We start from the raw sequence: 16757 nt of genomic DNA, 5'->3' as shown, positions 1-16757 counted from the left end.
ACAAGGGCTCTAGCAGCCCTTGTTTTTTTAAAATATAAGGTGTAATATTTGCAGCTTAGAGGGAATACCCTCAATATGGAGTTATAACAAATCACTTTCTTAAAGGAGAAGGCATGGCAAAAGTAGCTGCGATTTCCGGTTATAAACCTTTTGAAATTGGAGTATTCCAGCATAATCATCCAGCGGCTGATTACATAAAAATGGCGATAAGAAAAAGCTTGATTCCACTAATTGAGGAAGGCCTGGAATGGGTAATGATCAGCGGACAGCTCGGTGTCGAATTATGGGCTGCTGAGGCAGTATTTGAGCTCCAGGAAGAATACCCTGACCTCAAACTGTCTGTGTTCACTCCTTTCCTTAATCAGGAGGAAACATGGAAAGAACAAAATAAAGAGTGGTATGAATCCGTGCTGGCTGGAGCCGACCATGTTGACTCCATCACAAAAAAGCCCTATGAAAACCCATGGCAATTCAGGCTGAAGAACCAATTTTTCATTGAGAAAAGCGATTTGCTGGTACTCCTATACGATCCTGAAAAGGAAGGCAGTCCAAAATTCATATATGAAACAGCCAAAAAATATCAAGAAAAAAACGATTATGAAATAAGGTTGATTACTTTATATGATTTACAAATGGCGGTTGAAGAGGAACAATTGAAACAGCAGGGGTTTTAACCAACGAATTGTAAACTTTTCTAATGACGTAAACACGAAATAATCCTTTTAAAAGAAAAATTGACAAATCGCCTTGTTTTTGAAAAAATAAATGTGACGATTGGGGTATATTGAGGTGAATGGAATGCTATCCGATAAAATACAGTTAACTGCCAAAGATATTTTGGAAAAAGAATTCAAAACAGCAATGCGTGGTTACAAGCCAGAAGATGTTGATAAGTTTCTTGATATGATCATTAAGGACTATGAAGTGATGCAGCAGGAAATTGAGGAACTTCAACAGGACAATCTCCGTCTTAAAAAACAGCTTGATGAAGCTTCACGACGACCGAGCACACAGGCAGCCGGTACTACGAATTTCGATATTCTTAAAAGGCTATCGAATTTAGAAAAGCATGTTTTCGGGGATAAGCTTTACGATTAATCCAGCATCTGCTAGTTTTTGAAATGTTTTACCATTGCTTTTCCAACCTATATTTCATATAATGTTTTTTGTAGCTGTTAATAACGTTCGGGTAATCGCTGCAGTTCTGCTGCAGAGGAAAGTCCATGCTCGCACAGGCTGAGATGCCTGTAGTGTTCGTGCCTGGCCAATTCATAAGCCAGGGCAGTCGGGCTCACGCTCGGCTGACGGCCGGGAAAATGCCTAAGTCGGCAACGATATGGCATGAATACCTATAAAAGTGCCACAGTGACGGAGCCTTCCGAGAAATCGGAAGGGTGGAACGAGGTAAACCCCACGAGCGAGAAACCCAAACGATGGTAGGGGCACCTTCCTGGAGGAACTGAACAAAGGGAAGGACAGATGAGTTCTCATCTGTAGATAGATGATTACCACCGGAGTACGAGACTTTTGGTCGTTTGCAGTACAAAGGTACAAAACATGGCTTACAGAACGTTATTAATGGATTCGTATGAGTGTTTACTAAAGCTCTCCTTTTGCCAGGAGAGCTTTTTTTATGTATATTAAGTGTTATTGGGCAACTTAATAATGAAATACATAAGATATTGGATATAAAGGGTGAAACGATGAAGAATTTTGATATAATCGCGACCTCAGCGATGGGTCTTGAAGCAATCGTCGCAAAGGAAGTCCGTGACCTTGGATACGAGTGCCAAGTAGAAAATGGGAAGATCACTTATAAAGGTGATGCCAGAACAATAGCCAGAAGCAATATGTGGCTCCGTACGGCAGACAGAATCAAAATCAAGATTGGCGAATTCAAAGCCTATACATTTGACGAATTATTTGAAAAAACGAAGGCCCTCCCATGGGAGGAATTTTTACCGGAAAATGCTGAATTTCCTGTTTCGGGTAAGTCAGTAAAATCCAAGCTTTTCAGTGTATCTGACTGCCAAGCGATCGTTAAGAAATCTATTGTTGAACGATTAAGAAAGTCATATAAAAAGACTACTTGGTTTGAAGAGAACGGGCCATTGTTCAAAATAGAGGTTGCCCTGTTAAAGGATGTCGTGACTTTGACAATCGACACCAGCGGAAGCGGCCTGCATAAACGCGGATACAGGTCTGGCCAGGGAGAGGCTCCATTGAAGGAGACACTTGCAGCTGCCCTGATCAAGCTGACAAATTGGCATCCAGACAAACCATTCGTTGATCCGTTTTGCGGGTCTGGAACAATTCCGATCGAAGCTGCGTTAATCGGTCAAAATATTGCGCCGGGTTTTAACAGAGAATTCGTTTCAGAAGCCTGGCCGATTTTTCCTGATTCAGTTTGGGACGAGGTAAGAATGGAAGCAGAGGACCTTGCAAATTATGACCAGCCGTTAGATATCAGCGGGATGGATATCGACCACCGGATGGTGAAAATCGCTGAAGAGAATGCATTTGAAGCAGGACTTGGCGATTTGATTTCTTTCAAACAAATGCGTGTGCAGGACTTTACGACAAAAAAAGAGTATGGCGTCATTGTTGGCAACCCTCCATACGGTGAGCGATTGGGTGAAAAGAAAGCTGTTGAAGAAATGTACAGCCAGATGGGCAAAGCCTTTGCTCCGCTTGATACATGGTCCATCTATATACTGACATCCAATGAGGATTTTGAACAAGTATACGGAAAGCCGGCAACAAAGAAACGGAAGCTGTTCAATGGATTCATCCGAACCGATTATTATCAGTACTGGGGCAAACGCCCTCCAAGAGTAGATAAATAAAGACGAAGCCTCCTGCTGGCCAGGAGGCTTTGTTGTTTTGTGTAACATCATAAGAGAAACTAAAGGAAGTTTCATTTCCTGGAATAAATAAGGATGCAGGTGAATAAAATACATTTATACTTGGATTTTGTAAAAGGTAAGAAAGTATCAACTATTTACACTTGGATTTGTGTCTAGCTTCAGCGCCTACCCCCTCGAGACGTTTCGGTCTGCCCAATGAAGTCAAAGAGCGACTTCAGTGGTCAGCCCTCCAACGCTTGTCGGGGCTGACCAAGGCGCTTGCGCATTTCTTATGAAACGGAGGGATGGCAATGAATTATTCTTTTATCGACTTCCAACGTATCTCAAAAGCCCTTTCAACTAGTACCGAGGCTTTGCGTAATGAATTCCAGGCTGATGAACTCCAGCTTGCAGAATTGCAGGAGGCAGAAAACAACTTTCGTCAGGCATTGTCATTTGGCCTTTCAAACGCTAAATAAACATGCAAAGAAACGCTCGGGAGCCCAAGCGTTTCTTTTTTTGTTTGCCCTTGTATCTGAATACTTCATATGTTACTCTAGCAGGTTTTGCGGGATGTGGGCGTCAAATTCAAAAACCCTGAAGCAGTCTTTTTCCATCCTCAGTCATGCGGTCTGGTGTCCAGGCTGGCTCCCACGTTAATTGTACGTCTGCATGATCAATTTCTTCCATGCCTTGTACGCAATATTTAATGCCGCTGGCGATGCTGTCATGAAGAGGGCAGCCTGGGGTCGTGAGTGTCATTAAAATTCTTGCTGTGCGAGGTTCTGGAACGTCGATTTCATAAATCAGGCCAAGGTCCACAACATTAATATTCAATTCTGGATCTATCACATTTTTTAAATTTTCTCTGATTTTTTCCTTTAATTCAGTCATTTCTAACTCCTCCTTATATAGTTAATACTTTGGCGATAATATAGCTGAATAGGACAGCCCCGAGCACAATCAAGCCCTGGCCGATGTAAAAGACCGGCATAAGCTTGACAATGAATGACAGTAAAAGAAGGATCGTGCCTGCAGTGAACATGATGAAAAGGGGCAGTGCCAGCTGCTCATCCATCATGTCTTTTAACGCGGGAACCTTCTTTTTACCGATTTCCTTGCTGTATTTATGAGTCCACCACAGGAATGGAACGATTTTATAAAGATAACCAATGATACTGAATGCAATCCACGCTACTAAATATAATAAAATAATTGGCCCTGCCATTTTTGAAAGTAGATTCGCTGCACTTCCAGCAAAAGAGGCAAAGTGGATTAAAGCCCCGCAGCCAATCGCAAATAAGGCGAACATGAATGGACGGTCAAGCTTCTTCTTCACACGCTTATCAATGATCAATTTGACATGCCAGGTGAAAATCATGAACCCGGCAAATAGCATGAGAGTTCCCAACACTTCGAACAGATGGATGCCAGTTAAGAAAGAAGAAATCAAACTGATAATTCCAACAACATAAACACCGAATACATATGGCGCAGGTTTCATGGAGTAACCATGTGAAAGTGAGAACATCGGAACCATCTTATATGAAAAGCCAAAGATCAAGAATGAGAACCAGCCCACTGTTCCCAGCAGGATATGGGTTTTAAAAACAGCTTGATAATATTCCGAAGCAAACCCTATTTTCATACTCAGGACTAGCGTGATACCGAGTGTAATTGTAGCCAGGAGAGAAAAAAGTGCAGTGCCGACGAACAAAGTTAGGATATTTGGTTTTGCCTGGCTCTTAAGCGTCATGAACATCTGAAAAATGAACATCAAAATTCCGAGCAATGTCAGGATTCCTGGAACCAAGGCATCCTGTGGGCGAAGATACAGTGCGGCAGCGAAAGATACGATGCCTGCAGTCGTTACCGCCAATTGCCAAAAGCCGAATCTCTCGTTCCAAATCGGTGTCAGGAATGCGACAGGTACTAGCTGGTACATTGCCCCCATAGCGACCATCAGGGCCCAGCCGAGCACGAAAAGGTGAGCAGCAGACCAGATTGCCGGCAACCGGAACACGCCGGAAACAAGAAGGTTACCGTTCAGCAGGATCAGCAGCTGTGAAAGGATTAACGCCAGCATGCTGAAACCGATGAATGAAAAAGGAAGCTTTATATTTGTTTCGTTACCACTGTTTGGTTGAAACAATTGAATCACCCCGCTTTTCGGGAAATAGTCACGCGATAGCTGCCATCTTCTTGTTGTTCGGTTAAATACAAAAACCCAAGTTCATCCAGCTGCTCGAACAGAAACATTGGACGGCGGTCATTGATGATGATAAGTGTCTGTCCTTCCTCAAGCTCTTCCAGCTTTGCCAGCGTCCTCATCATCGGCTGTGGCGGTTCTAGACCTCTATTATCCAGTATCATCTTATTTCCCTCCCTTTTTGGTAAAAGTGATTTTATAATGTTTTGCCTCGATTTTTTCGACTTCGTGTTCAAATCCCTTTGCTTTTAAAACGCCATATAAAGGAACAGGCTTGAAAGGCGCATGAAGGACCAGTCTGTCATTCAATTCTAAATCGCCAATGGCTTCCATGATTTTTTGAAAAGGCTCAAGCTTGTTATTGATATCTTCTCGCACATCCAATTCAATCGTTCTGTGTTCCATATATCGTTCATCTCCTCGATACTATAGTTGGTATGATTAAATGATAATCATTTTCATTAATTTCTTCCGTGATACGCATCACTTAAACTCGAAAAATTACTTTTTCCTGTTGTAAAGGAAATTATAGAAGTATTATTGTGTGGATAACTCCATATGGGTATCTTAATCCAGCTCCAGCGCCTAGCCCCTCGAGACGCTTGTCTAGCTGCGGCTTCTAACTCCTCGAGACGTTTCGGTCCTGCCAATGAAGTCAAAGATCGACTTCACTGTCAGGCCCTCCAACGCTTGTCGGAGTTGGGCAGTCGCCTCCGCTTATCGATTTCGGTCCGTCCAATGAAGTCAAAGAACGACTTCACCGGTCGGCCATCCAGCGCTTGTCGGGGCTGACCAAGGCGCTTGCGCTTTTTGTTCTTAAAACAATTCCTGATGCAATTTTTCATGGTCTATCAAATAGAAGCCTTCAGCATCCAAGCTTAAGTAATCTTTCTTTTTTAAATGGTTGATGGTTCTGCTGACGGTTTCTCTGGAAGTTCCGATCATATTGGCGAATTCTTTGTTGGTAAAATGGGTCGTTAATTTAAATCCGTGTTCTCTTTTTTCTCCATTAGTCTTGCATAGACGTAACAACAGCATGATGATCTGTTCGTAAGTATTATGAAGAATCTGCTCCTCGAGCCTGGCCTGCAGGTCGACGATTTTCTCGCCAAGGACACGGAATAACTTAATAGAAAGTTCGGGATAGGCAACCAGGATTTCTTCAAATTTTGAGATCGGTACGATGATCATCTGGGTGTCTTCCATTATTTCCGCATGTGCTGGATATTGGCCTTTCCTGAAGAAGCCGGCGTGAGGAAACATTTCACCAGTCTCAAGGACGGAAACGATTTGTTCCCTGCCTGATGAATCCGTTTTATAAATCTTCACTTTACCTGAATATATGAAGAAAACCCGGTCAAGCGGATCTCCTTGCATGAATGCATACATTTTATTTTTAAAGAATCTTGGCTGGGCGATTTCAACAATCGTATCCAGCTCCTCTGGTGATAATTCTTTGAAAATAGGAACCTCTTTTAATTGCTGCCTGATGTGGGATATGTGCATATCAATCTGCTCCTCTTTATATAGGATTAATTATCTACCATGAATTTTACCAAGCTATCCAGGAAGGCTAAGTGACCTGAATCATATTTTGACGTTTTTATGAAAATAATTATCATCACTGTGTGAAAAATCACACCTGACAAATGAGGAACTTCACAAACTCATCATCTGTTTCCCTTTATGCTTAGGTTGTAAATCAAACAGGGAAGGGGATGTATGGTCGATGGAAATCCAGCAAGGGACATCCACGAAGGCAGTGGTCAAGAAAAATAGAAACTCACTGTTGAAATCCGTACTCATCATTACATTATTACTTAGCTTTACAGTACTCCTGACAGGAGGTTACTGGATCTTTAAAGATATGGCTCCGAGGCCGCTTGAAGTCACAAGCGAAAAGGGAGAGATCATCTTAACAAAAGAGAGTATCATGGGAGGGCAGGCTGTCTTCCAGAAATATGGTTTGATGGATTATGGAACTGTATTAGGGCATGGATCCTATATGGGGCCTGATTATACGGCGGAGGCACTGAAGATTTATACTGATGGAATGCATGACTTCAGGTCACAAGAAAAATATAGTAAAGATTTCAAAGAGTTATCGGGTGATGAACAAACAATCATCCGAGACAATGTCATGAAGGAAATGCGTGAAAACCGTTATGTGCCAGATACAGATAATCTGGTGCTGACAGATGCGCAAATATATGGACATGAAAAGGTAAGGGAATTCTATCATACTATTTTTACTGAAGGTGACCAGTGGGGTCTAAAACCAGGGTTAATCCAGGAAAAGCATATGCCGGACGGTGACCGCGCCTGGGTTTCGAAGGGCGACCAGATTGAACAAATCGCTGATTTCTTTTTCTGGACAGCTTGGCTATCAAGTACAGAAAGGCCAGACGATGATATCACTTATACAAATAACTGGCCATATTATGAAGACGCAGGAAACACAATGTCATTTTCGGCAATCTGGTGGAGCGGGGCGAGCGTGACCATATTGATCTTGTTCGTAGGCTTGATCCTGTTTGTCTTCTATCGCTATCACCTGGGAATGCAAGAGGCTTATACAGATGGTAACTTCCCTAAAATTGATTTGAGGAAGCTGCCGCTTACTTCTTCACAATTGAAGACTGGAAAATATTTCGCGATTGTATCTGTGCTGTTCTTTGTCCAGGCAATGTTCGGTGCGTTGCTGGCGCACTATTATATCGAGCCTGACAGTTTCTTTGGAATGAAATGGGTCCATGATATCCTGCCATTCAACATTACAAAAGGCTTCCACCTCCAGCTCGCTATCTTCTGGATTGCGACAGCGTGGCTTGGGATGGGTATCTTCATCGCTCCGCTGGTTGGCGGGCATGAACCAAAGCGACAGGGATTACTGGTTGACATCCTTTTCTGGGCATTGGTTGTTCTTGTAGCAGGCAGCATGATTGGCCAATGGCTTGGTGCTAACGGTTACCTGGGAAACAATTGGTTCCTGCTGGGACACCAGGGGTGGGAATACCTTGAGTTGGGACGCATATGGCAGTTCATTCTAGCGACCGGAATGCTGATCTGGCTGTTCATCGTATTCCGTGGCATCAAGAGTGGTTTGAAGAGGGAATCCGATAAAGGCGGCTTGATTCACCTATTGTTCTACTCAGCAATTGCCGTACCAGCATTTTACTTCTTTGCTTTCATGATCAATCCGGGTACACACTATACCTTTGCTGACTACTGGCGCTGGTGGATCATCCATCTCTGGGTTGAAGGTATATTCGAAGTTTTCGCAGTAGTTGTCATAGGTTTCTTGATGGTCCAAATGAAACTTGTTACGAAAAAATCAACAATAAAGGCATTATATTTCCAGTTGATCCTGCTAATGGGAGCAGGCGTTATCGGTATAGGCCACCACTATTATTACAATGGTTCTTCCGAAGTCTGGATCGCGCTGGGCTCAGTATTCTCTGCCCTGGAAGTCATTCCTTTGACCTTGCTCATCCTGGAAGCATATGAGCAGTACAAAATGATGAGAGATGGGGGAGTTAATTTCCCTTACAAAGGTACTTTCTGGTTCTTGATTTCAGTAGCAATCTGGAACCTGGTTGGTGCAGGGGTACTGGGCTTCCTGATCAATCTGCCTGCAGTAAGCTTCCTTGAACACGGTCAATTCCTGACACCGGCCCACGGCCACGCGGCGATGATGGGTGTGTATGGGATGTTCGCAGGTGCAGTATTAATCTACTCACTGCGCAATATCGTAAAACCTGAAAAGTGGAGCGACAGGTGGGTTAAATTCATTGTCATCATGCTGAACACAGGCTTAGCTGGCATGGTCTTCCTGTCCCTGCTTCCAGTAGGTTACCTTCAGTTGAAAGAAGCGTATTTTAACGGCTATGCAGCTTCACGTTCATCGCAGTTTTTACAGCAGGAGACAGTTGAAATGCTCCTGACGTTGAGAGCAATTCCTGATACAATCTTCTTGATTGGTGTCGCCGCACTCGCAGTATTCAGTGTAAAAGCACTCTTCCACCTCCGTAAAGTGACACATAAAGAAGAAGAACAACTGCCAGTAAAAGATTTGGCTATTGATGAAGATTAATAGGAAAACCGCAAAGCGTCATCGCTTTGCGGTTTTTATGATGATTTCTGTTCCTCTTCTTTTTCGCATTCAAAACAAAGCACTTTTCCATCTTTATGTACACCATTCAAAAAACCATCCATGCAAAAAATCTCTTTTCCACAACGATCGCAGCTGCCTACTAACTCTTTCACGAAAAATCGCCTCCCTAATTTAGAGTTCTATCTAATCATATAAGTTCCTCTTTTTTAATGATGAATACTTTAAAATACAAATCCTCTTGAATGAAGGAAGTCATAGTCAAACTGTGACCGCGCTCACTACAGAGGGAAACTAGTAGTTTTATAATGAAAATGTAAAGAAAATCAGGAAATAAAGGAGAGAGGGAAATGACTTTCAACGTAATTATCAATGTACCTGACTATGCACCGCGGGAAAAACACCCTACAATATTCCAAAACTTTGATTCTCTGAAAAAGGGAGAATTCATGCAAATTGTTAATGATCATGACCCTAGACCGCTTCAATACCAATTCATGATGGAGCGTCCAGAAACATTTTCATGGGAGTACCTTGAAGAAGGCCCTGAAACATGGCGAGTGGCAATCGGAAAAACTAAGTAAAAAATACAAAATACATCCTCTGATTCTATAAAACAACAGGTTCGCCTGTTGTTTTTATTTTTGAATAAGAAAGTATAAATTTTTTGCACTTAGATTAGTGTCTAGCTCCAGCGCCTAGCCCCTCGAGTCGCTTCGGTCCGCCCAATGAAGTCAAAGAACGACTTCACCGTTCGTCCCTCCAGCGCTTGTCGGGGCTGACCAAGGCGCTTGCGCTTTTCTAATTCGTAAACCTAACTTTCTGAAAAGTATGATAAGATAAACAGGAAAGAGAAAAATGGGGTGAAATGGATGAATGAAGTAAAGCAAACAGAAAAGAAATTTTTGGATTATGTCAAAAAAATGGCTGCCTACGGTGAGGCGCTTTCTTTGATTTATTGGGATTTAAGGACAGGAGCTCCGAAAAAAGGAGCAGAGCAGCGTTCTGAAGTGATCGGGGTACTTTCTTCCGATCTGTTCAACATGTCAACTTCAGAGGAAATGGCATCATACATAGCAAGACTTGCAAATGAACCAAGTTTATCTGAAATAACCCGTAAAACGCTGGATGAATGCAGGAAGGATTACGACCGTAATAAGAAAATCCCTGCAGATGAATATCGAGAATATGTGATTCTTCAATCAAAGGCAGAAACAGTTTGGGAAGAAGCGAAGGCTGAGTCCGATTTTGAAATGTTCAGACCTTATCTTGAAAAACTAGTTAATACGACAAAGAAATTCATTGGTTACTGGGGATATGAAGGAAATAAGTATAATACACTGCTTGATATGTATGAGCCTGGTGTAACTGTCGAGGTTCTGGATCAGGTATTTGGAGACCTTCGTGAAAAAATTGTCCCACTCGTACAGCAAATTTCCAGTTCCACAGCTAAGCCTGAAACTGGATTCTTGTTCAAGCAGTTTCCTAAAGAAAAGCAGCGTGCATTCAGCCTCCAGATTTTAAAACAAATGGGTTATGATTTTGATGCTGGCAGACTTGATGAAACAGTCCACCCGTTTGCGATGGGGCTTAACCCAGGTGATGTAAGGGTTACAACGAAATACGATGAATCAGATTTCAGGACAGCTGTATTCGGTACCATCCATGAAGGCGGACACGCCCTTTATGAACAAAACATTTCTGAAGAGCTAGTCGGAACTCCTTTGAGTTCAGGTACATCCATGGGAATCCATGAATCACAGTCACTCTTCTATGAAAACTTTGTAGGACGTAATTACTCTTTCTGGAAGCACAATTACAGCCTGCTGCAGGAGTACTCAGATGGACAGTTTTCCGGAGTGGAAGTAGATGATTTCTATCGTGCAGTCAATGAGTCCAAACCAAGCTTGATCCGGATTGAGGCCGATGAGCTAACGTATCCATTGCATGTAATGGTGCGATATGAGATTGAAAAAGGCTTGTTCAACGATGAAATAGAAGTTAAAGATCTCCCGAGGATTTGGAATGATAAATATGAGCAGTATCTCGGAATCAGGCCTGAAAATGATGCAGAGGGAGTCCTTCAGGATGTCCACTGGGCAGGAGGCAGCTTTGGCTATTTCCCTTCTTATGCACTAGGCTACATGTATGCCGCTCAGTTCAAGAATGCCATGCTGAAAGACTTACCGAATTACGAGGAATTGCTAGAGCAAGGAAATCTTCAGCCTGTTAAAGAATGGATGACGGAGAACGTCCATAAACATGGGAAAATGAAAAAGCCCCTTGAGATTTTGACAGATGTGACAGGTGAGGGACTCAACGCCCAATACCTGGTAGATTACCTATACGAAAAATACAACAAGGTATATCAATTAGTCTAAGACCAATCTTTTTAACTAGTAAGAGCCTTAGTAAATTAAGATGGCAGTAATCCTGCCATCTTTTCTGTGTGGTGAATAGAGTGTCCGGGAAATTACCTTATATAATGATTGCATTTGCGGCAGCGATGTGGGGGCTGATTGGCTTTTTTGTAAAAGGCCTTACGAATTATGGATTCACAGCGATGGAGATTGTGGCAATACGTGTGTCGACCGCTGCCATTATTTTGATTTTGGTAGGAATTGCTGTTTACCGAAGTCATATGAAAATCAGGGTGAAAGACTTGTATCTTTTTGTAGGTACAGGAATCCTAAGCATTGTGTTTTTTAATTGGTCTTATTTTACGGCAATCAACCTGATGAACATCCCGATTGCAGTTGCTTTACTGTATACTTCTCCTGCTTTTGTAGCGGTTTTATCATTTCTTTTCCTAAAAGAAAGCATTAACAGGAAGAAGTTGTTGGCGATTGTCATGACAGTCATTGGCTGTACACTTGCCGCAGGCATTACAGGACATGGGGGAGCGTCATTTTCTGTCTCAAGTATCCTTATTGGCCTAGGGGCAGGGTTTGGCTACGCTCTTTACAGTATTTTTGGCAAGGTGGCATTAAGGCGGTACCATCCTTTTACAGTCACTTTGTACACCTTCCTTGTGGCCTCAGCTGCGCTGGTTCCAACAACCGGTATAGTCAGCAAGGCTGCTGTCCTGTTCGCCGGGGATGCGTGGCTTTATGCGATAGGGTTAGGGATTTTCCCGACTGTGGTTGCATATTTTGCATACTCCTGGGGCCTTGAAAGGACAGAAAGCAGCACTGCTGTAGTAGTTGCTACACTGGAACCCGTCGTTGCCACCATGCTGGGAATACTGGTGTATGGTGACAGGATGGGCGGTCTTCAAATGCTAGGATCAACATTGATAATCATATCTGTGATATCAATCAATATCTCTATTCCCATCAGAAAGCAAAAAAAGCAATTCACAGTGTGATTCAATCTCTTTTGAAGTGGAGAACGAAAAAGAATAGAAATAATAAACATGCCATTTAATAGCGAAAGGAGCCTGGTTCAAACCCAAGCTCCTTTTTTACTGTTCACACTAAAGCACTTTTTTAAATTAAGTAAATTTGTTTCATTTGAGATTATACACAATGATTTTTAAGGCGAAAATGTATATGAATTATGGGGCAACTAGACAAAAGATTATGTTTTGTGATAAATTATTACAGTAAAAATCCTTTTAAAAACTACATATTAGTAAATCGATGAAAAGGAAAGTAGTTTTTGCTATATTCGATAGCGAGCTGGGGACGGTGGAAGCCTGGCGATGAAGCATAAATGAAGAACACCTTTGAGTTCTAACCGAAAGGGATCACTTGAGTAGGCTTAGACGTTTCCAGCACGTTATAGACTGGGATAGCAGTAGTAAGTTGGTCATTTAATGACAATTTGGGTGGTACCGCGGAAGTTCAGCCTTTCGTCCCTTTTTTGGGGATAGAAGGCTTTTTTTATTGCAAAAATTACTCTGAGGAGGCTAATTATGATTAAGACGGTAGTAAAAGATTTATACAGAAATCAAGAAAATTTTAAAGACCAAACTGTTCAACTTACAGGATGGATCCGTACTCTTCGTGATTCCAAAACCATTGGCTTTATGGAGTTGAATGATGGATCTTTCTTTAAGAGTGTACAAGTTGTTTTTGAAGATACCCTTGATAACTTCAAGGAAATTACAAAGTTGCCTATTAGCTCTTCTGTTTTAGTAGAAGGTGAATTTGTACCAACTCCTGACATGAAACAGCCTTTTGAAATTAAAGCGACAAAAATTGTAGTCGAAGGATTATCGGATACAGATTATCCTATACAAAAAAAGAGACATACTCTTGAATATTTGAGAACAATTGCTCACTTACGTCCGAGAGCCAACGCCTTCTCAGCTGTTTTCAGAGTAAGATCTCTTGCTTCCTATGCCCTTCACAAATTCTTCCAAGACAAAGGGTTTGTCTACGTACATACACCGATTATTACCGGAAGCGATACTGAAGGAGCAGGGGAAATGTTCCGTGTGACATCAATGGACATGAACAAGCTTCCAAAAAACGAAGACGGAAAAGTGGATGACAGTGCAGATTTCTTCGGCAAAGAAACCAACTTAACCGTGAGCGGCCAATTAAATGTCGAAAGCTTTGCTCTTGCTTTCCGTAATGTTTATACTTTTGGTCCGACATTCAGGGCAGAAAATTCCAATACTGCACGACATGCCTCAGAATTCTGGATGATCGAGCCCGAAGTTGCCTTTGCAGAATTACCGGATATCATGGACCTAGGAGAAGAAATGGTCAAGTATGTCATTGATTACGTTTTTGAACATGCACCAGAAGAAATGGCCTTCTTTAACAGTTTTATTGATAAAACGCTTATTGAGAGATTGAAGAATGCATTAGAATCCGACTTCGGAAGGGTTACTTATAGCGAAGCTGTTGAGTTATTAAAGAACTCAAGTAAGGAATTTGAATACCCTGTTGAATGGGGTACAGATTTGCAAACGGAACATGAACGTTACCTTAGCGAGGAAATTTACAAGCGTCCAGTCTTCGTAACCGACTATCCGAAAGAGATTAAGGCATTTTATATGCGAGCGAATGAGGATGGCAAGACTGTTGCTGCAACTGACCTTTTGGTTCCCGGTATTGGCGAATTAATCGGCGGAAGCCAGCGTGAGGAAAGAGAAGAAGTCCTTGCAGAACGAATCAAAGAACTTGGTATGTCGGAAGAAGATTACTGGTGGTATCTAGAGCTTAGGAAATACGGCAGCACAAAGCATTCTGGGTATGGTATTGGTTTCGAACGACTTGTTATGTATCTAACAGGAATGAAGAACATTCGCGATGTCATTCCATTCCCGCGTACACCAGGAAATGCGGAATTCTAATTAATTATTTTTAAAAAATGGAAAACAGGATGCCTCAGCATCCTGTTTTTTTATGGGCTATGCTGTTATAACAAAAAAACAGGTTATGAAATTTTTTTGTAATTTCATAACCTGTTTCTGGTTTGTATTTTGCACTATTAGAAGAATTTATATCCTTTCGATCCAATCGGTGCATTCTCAATCATATCGATGAAAGGTATCGTGTAAGCGAAAAGGATCAAAAGAACCGTGATACCGAGCCATAGCTTCCAGTTTTCGAATACCATTGGAGTTTTCTCGGCTGCATCAGCAACTTCTCCAACAGGGAATTCTTCTTCCCCTTTAGGTGCGAAGAAAGCAAGGTTGATGAAAATGTAAAGCATCAGGATGATTCCAAGGAAAAGGATCGATCCGCCAACTGCCTGTGCAACCTGATATGGGATCCACTCTGCAGCTTGCTCAGAACCGCCGTATGTTGAGAATGAAGAACGGCGTGGAGCTCCTAGAAGACCAGCTGCGTGCATCGCACCGGACATGAATGTCATACCGATTGCCCAAACAATTCCCTGGATAATGGCTAGTTTATTCATGGCTTTTGTTAGGACCCTTCCAGTAAGGTGAGGGACAAGCCAATAAGAAATCCCAAAGAAAGTCAGGACTACAGAAGTTGCAAGAGTCAAATGGAAGTGACCAGTGACCCAAATTGTGTTGTGCACGACCTGGTTAAGCTGGTGGGATGCGTTGACAAGTCCGCCAGCACCTGCAGGGATAAATGCAAGCATACCAATGAATGGCACAGCAAAGCGGGCATCTCCCCAAGGCAGCTTCTTCACCCAGCCGAATAGGCCGGTAGAACCTTTAGAACGGCCAAACATCTCAAAAGTCGCAAAAAGCGAGAATGCAGTCATCAATGAAGGGATGACAACAAGGAATGTTAAAATAACCTGAAGAAACTTCCATGCTGGGTCAATACCTGGTTCCATTAGTTGGTGGTGGAAGCCTACCGGAATCGAGAACAACAGGAACAGAATGAATGACATCCTTGCTAATGAATCAGAGAAAATCTTTCCGCCAATGATCTTCGGAACGATTGCGTACCATGCCATATATGCAGGCAATAGCCAGAAATACACAAGCGGGTGGCCGAAATACCAGAACAATGTACGGCTAACGAGAACATCTACACGCTCTACAAGGCCCAGTGACCAAGGAAGCAATTGGAATAGTACTGTTGCAGCGACACCAATCGTGGCTACGATCCACATAAGCGTGTTGACAAGTGACATGAAAGTCAATAGTGGGCTAGGCTTTCCAGGATTAGCTTTTCTCCATGAAGAGTAAGCCATGATGATTGCGGCGCCGTCGATCCAGCTTCCGACAATTACAAGTGTGAGTCCCAAGTAAAAAAGTGCATGTGCTTGTAATGGTGCGTAGAAAGTATATAAAACAGAAGCCTGGTTTGTCAGGATCATGATAGCAGCCATTACAGTACCGATTGTCATAGTCCAGAAACCAATCCAGCCAGTTTTTCGCTGTTTATCAGTCAATGTTCCGGATGTTTTGCTCACAAGAGAGAGCTGGAATCCCATAATGAAAAATGTTGTAAGCACGAGTCCAAGTACTACACCATGGATGGTCAGGATTTGGTAGTATCCTGTCCATGAAGGTAATTCGAATTTTCCAGAACGCACAAGTGTCTGGAGCAAACCTGCAAGACCCCCGATTGCAAGAGCGATGAAAGCAACATAAAAGTGGGCCATTACTAATTTGCCATCGCGGCGGTCAACTTTTGGATTGATTGATGTTGTATTCATTATTCCACCACCTTGATTTTAGACGACATCATGTGGTGGCCGACACCACAATATTCATTACAAACAATCAGATAATCGCCGGCTTTATCAAACGTTGTGACGTACTCACTGATATAGCCAGGCTCAAGCATCATGTTGATATTAGTTCCCGCAACCTGAAAGCCGTGAATGACATCCTTCGTAGTCGCGATCACTTTCACTTTAGCTCCTTTTGGAACTTCTACCTGGCCAGGGTTGTAGGCAAATGCTGATGCTACGAAAACGAGTTCGTAATCCCATTCTTTTCCTTCAACCTTCTTCAGTCCAGGCTCATTGAAAGGTGCGGTAGTATCTACCTTTTCAGGATTGATTGTTGCAAGACAGCTTGGTGGCTGGTTGCCTAAATAAAAGGCACTGACCCCAATTACACTTAGGAATACAATCAATGTCGTGATTCCGAATATCAGCCAGATTTTTTCAAATTTATGAATGTGCATAACTTCTTTCTCCC

General features: G+C 42.4%; 17 protein-coding genes, 1 other RNA gene and 1 other annotated feature. Of the genes, 10 read left to right on the top strand and 8 right to left on the bottom strand.

The window, feature by feature from the left end; all coding sequences use genetic code 11:
• Window positions 1–113: 113 nt before the first annotated feature.
• The 5 genes from CD004_RS14200 (at window position 114) to CD004_RS23855 (ending at window position 3325) form a co-directional block, all read left to right on the top strand.
• Entirely contained in the window at window positions 114–674 is a 561-nt protein-coding gene (locus tag CD004_RS14200) for an SLOG family protein (RefSeq protein ID WP_102263364.1), read from the top strand.
• 124 nt (window positions 675–798) lie between these two features.
• Complete coding sequence (gene gpsB / locus CD004_RS14195) at window positions 799–1098, top strand: cell division regulator GpsB (protein ID WP_023627594.1); 300 nt, start codon at window positions 799–801, stop codon at window positions 1096–1098.
• 83 nt (window positions 1099–1181) lie between these two features.
• Window positions 1182–1570, top strand: an RNA gene (rnpB, locus tag CD004_RS14190) — RNase P RNA component class B.
• A 133-nt stretch (window positions 1571–1703) separates the two neighbouring features.
• Window positions 1704–2846, top strand: a complete 1143-nt coding sequence (locus CD004_RS14185; RefSeq protein ID WP_102263363.1) for a THUMP domain-containing class I SAM-dependent RNA methyltransferase — start codon at window positions 1704–1706, stop codon at window positions 2844–2846.
• Window positions 2847–3157: 311 nt separating this feature from the next.
• Window positions 3158–3325 (top strand): hypothetical protein, encoded by a 168-nt coding sequence (locus tag CD004_RS23855; protein ID WP_158651564.1) that lies wholly within the window; start codon window positions 3158–3160, stop codon window positions 3323–3325.
• A 109-nt stretch (window positions 3326–3434) separates the two neighbouring features.
• Here CD004_RS23855 and CD004_RS14180 read toward each other — a convergent pair whose 3' ends face one another.
• The 5 genes from CD004_RS14180 to CD004_RS14160 form a co-directional block, all read right to left on the bottom strand.
• Window positions 3435–3740 (bottom strand): metal-sulfur cluster assembly factor, encoded by a 306-nt coding sequence (locus CD004_RS14180; RefSeq protein WP_102263362.1) that lies wholly within the window; start codon window positions 3738–3740, stop codon window positions 3435–3437.
• 13 nt (window positions 3741–3753) lie between these two features.
• Window positions 3754–5007, bottom strand: a complete 1254-nt coding sequence (locus CD004_RS14175; protein WP_456152436.1) for a hypothetical protein — start codon at window positions 5005–5007, stop codon at window positions 3754–3756.
• Window positions 5004–5219 carry a DUF2249 domain-containing protein gene (locus tag CD004_RS14170; protein WP_102263360.1) on the bottom strand — a complete coding sequence of 72 codons (216 nt, stop codon included), beginning with the start codon at window positions 5217–5219 and terminating at the stop codon, window positions 5004–5006. Before CD004_RS14170 ends, CD004_RS14175 begins: the two co-directional genes overlap by 4 nt.
• A gap of 1 nt (window position 5220) precedes the next feature.
• Window positions 5221–5460 carry a DUF2249 domain-containing protein gene (locus tag CD004_RS14165; RefSeq protein WP_102263359.1) on the bottom strand — a complete coding sequence of 80 codons (240 nt, stop codon included), beginning with the start codon at window positions 5458–5460 and terminating at the stop codon, window positions 5221–5223.
• 411 nt (window positions 5461–5871) lie between these two features.
• Window positions 5872–6561, bottom strand: coding sequence for a Crp/Fnr family transcriptional regulator (locus CD004_RS14160; protein WP_102263358.1), 690 nt, complete (start codon window positions 6559–6561; stop codon window positions 5872–5874).
• 223 nt (window positions 6562–6784) lie between these two features.
• Here CD004_RS14160 and CD004_RS14155 point away from each other — a divergent pair, with 223 nt between their 5' ends.
• Window positions 6785–9148: a nitric-oxide reductase large subunit gene (locus tag CD004_RS14155; protein ID WP_102263357.1), complete on the top strand. Its 2364-nt coding sequence runs from the start codon at window positions 6785–6787 to the stop codon at window positions 9146–9148.
• A gap of 35 nt (window positions 9149–9183) precedes the next feature.
• Here CD004_RS14155 and CD004_RS24110 read toward each other — a convergent pair whose 3' ends face one another.
• The gene (locus CD004_RS24110; protein WP_170029983.1) at window positions 9184–9321 is read right to left on the bottom strand and encodes a hypothetical protein; all 138 of its coding nucleotides are present in this window, start codon (window positions 9319–9321) and stop codon (window positions 9184–9186) included.
• A gap of 195 nt (window positions 9322–9516) precedes the next feature.
• Here CD004_RS24110 and CD004_RS14150 point away from each other — a divergent pair, with 195 nt between their 5' ends.
• From CD004_RS14150 to asnS, 4 genes are all read left to right on the top strand, one after another.
• Window positions 9517–9750, top strand: coding sequence for a DUF2249 domain-containing protein (locus tag CD004_RS14150; RefSeq protein WP_102263356.1), 234 nt, complete (start codon window positions 9517–9519; stop codon window positions 9748–9750).
• Window positions 9751–10038: 288 nt separating this feature from the next.
• Window positions 10039–11547, top strand: a complete 1509-nt coding sequence (locus CD004_RS14145) for a carboxypeptidase M32 (RefSeq protein WP_102263355.1) — start codon at window positions 10039–10041, stop codon at window positions 11545–11547.
• 80 nt (window positions 11548–11627) lie between these two features.
• Window positions 11628–12533, top strand: a complete 906-nt coding sequence (locus tag CD004_RS14140) for an EamA family transporter (protein WP_102263354.1) — start codon at window positions 11628–11630, stop codon at window positions 12531–12533.
• Between the two features lie 265 nt (window positions 12534–12798).
• Window positions 12799–13030 (top strand) — a binding site (T-box leader).
• 52 nt (window positions 13031–13082) lie between these two features.
• On the top strand, window positions 13083–14474 hold the full coding sequence (gene asnS, locus CD004_RS14135) for an asparagine--tRNA ligase (protein WP_102263353.1): 1392 nt from the start codon (window positions 13083–13085) through the stop codon (window positions 14472–14474).
• Between the two features lie 137 nt (window positions 14475–14611).
• On the opposite strand, the gene CD004_RS14130 is transcribed toward asnS, so the two are convergent.
• Window positions 14612–16267, bottom strand: coding sequence for a b(o/a)3-type cytochrome-c oxidase subunit 1 (locus tag CD004_RS14130; RefSeq protein ID WP_102263352.1), 1656 nt, complete (start codon window positions 16265–16267; stop codon window positions 14612–14614).
• Window positions 16267–16743, bottom strand: a complete 477-nt coding sequence (locus CD004_RS14125; RefSeq protein WP_102263351.1) for a cytochrome c oxidase subunit II — start codon at window positions 16741–16743, stop codon at window positions 16267–16269. Before CD004_RS14125 ends, CD004_RS14130 begins: the two co-directional genes overlap by 1 nt.
• Window positions 16744–16757 lie beyond the last annotated feature (14 nt).

This window comes from Mesobacillus jeotgali (genome assembly GCF_002874535.1).
In the GTDB taxonomy this organism is placed as follows: Bacteria; Bacillota; Bacilli; order Bacillales; family Cytobacillaceae; genus Mesobacillus; species Mesobacillus jeotgali.
The sequence above is the reverse complement of the archived record's forward strand: the minus strand, read 5'-3'. Positions and strand labels throughout refer to the sequence as shown.

Bases quoted from the DNA above. Each gene is read 5' to 3' on its own strand.
- CD004_RS14200 (WP_102263364.1), top strand. From the start codon at position 114: ATGGCAAAAGTAGCTGCGATTTCCGGTTATAAACCTTTTGAAATTGGA.
- gpsB (WP_023627594.1), top strand. From the start codon at position 799: ATGCTATCCGATAAAATACAGTTAACTGCCAAAGATATTTTGGAAAAA.
- CD004_RS14185 (WP_102263363.1), top strand. From the start codon at position 1,704: ATGAAGAATTTTGATATAATCGCGACCTCAGCGATGGGTCTTGAAGCA.
- CD004_RS23855 (WP_158651564.1), top strand. From the start codon at position 3,158: ATGAATTATTCTTTTATCGACTTCCAACGTATCTCAAAAGCCCTTTCA.
- CD004_RS14180 (WP_102263362.1), bottom strand. From the start codon at position 3,740: ATGACTGAATTAAAGGAAAAAATCAGAGAAAATTTAAAAAATGTGATA.
- CD004_RS14170 (WP_102263360.1), bottom strand. From the start codon at position 5,219: ATGATACTGGATAATAGAGGTCTAGAACCGCCACAGCCGATGATGAGG.
- CD004_RS14165 (WP_102263359.1), bottom strand. From the start codon at position 5,460: ATGGAACACAGAACGATTGAATTGGATGTGCGAGAAGATATCAATAAC.
- CD004_RS14160 (WP_102263358.1), bottom strand. From the start codon at position 6,561: ATGCACATATCCCACATCAGGCAGCAATTAAAAGAGGTTCCTATTTTC.
- CD004_RS14155 (WP_102263357.1), top strand. From the start codon at position 6,785: ATGGAAATCCAGCAAGGGACATCCACGAAGGCAGTGGTCAAGAAAAAT.
- CD004_RS14150 (WP_102263356.1), top strand. From the start codon at position 9,517: ATGACTTTCAACGTAATTATCAATGTACCTGACTATGCACCGCGGGAA.
- CD004_RS14145 (WP_102263355.1), top strand. From the start codon at position 10,039: ATGAATGAAGTAAAGCAAACAGAAAAGAAATTTTTGGATTATGTCAAA.
- asnS (WP_102263353.1), top strand. From the start codon at position 13,083: ATGATTAAGACGGTAGTAAAAGATTTATACAGAAATCAAGAAAATTTT.
- CD004_RS14130 (WP_102263352.1), bottom strand. From the start codon at position 16,267: ATGAATACAACATCAATCAATCCAAAAGTTGACCGCCGCGATGGCAAA.
- CD004_RS14125 (WP_102263351.1), bottom strand. From the start codon at position 16,743: ATGCACATTCATAAATTTGAAAAAATCTGGCTGATATTCGGAATCACG.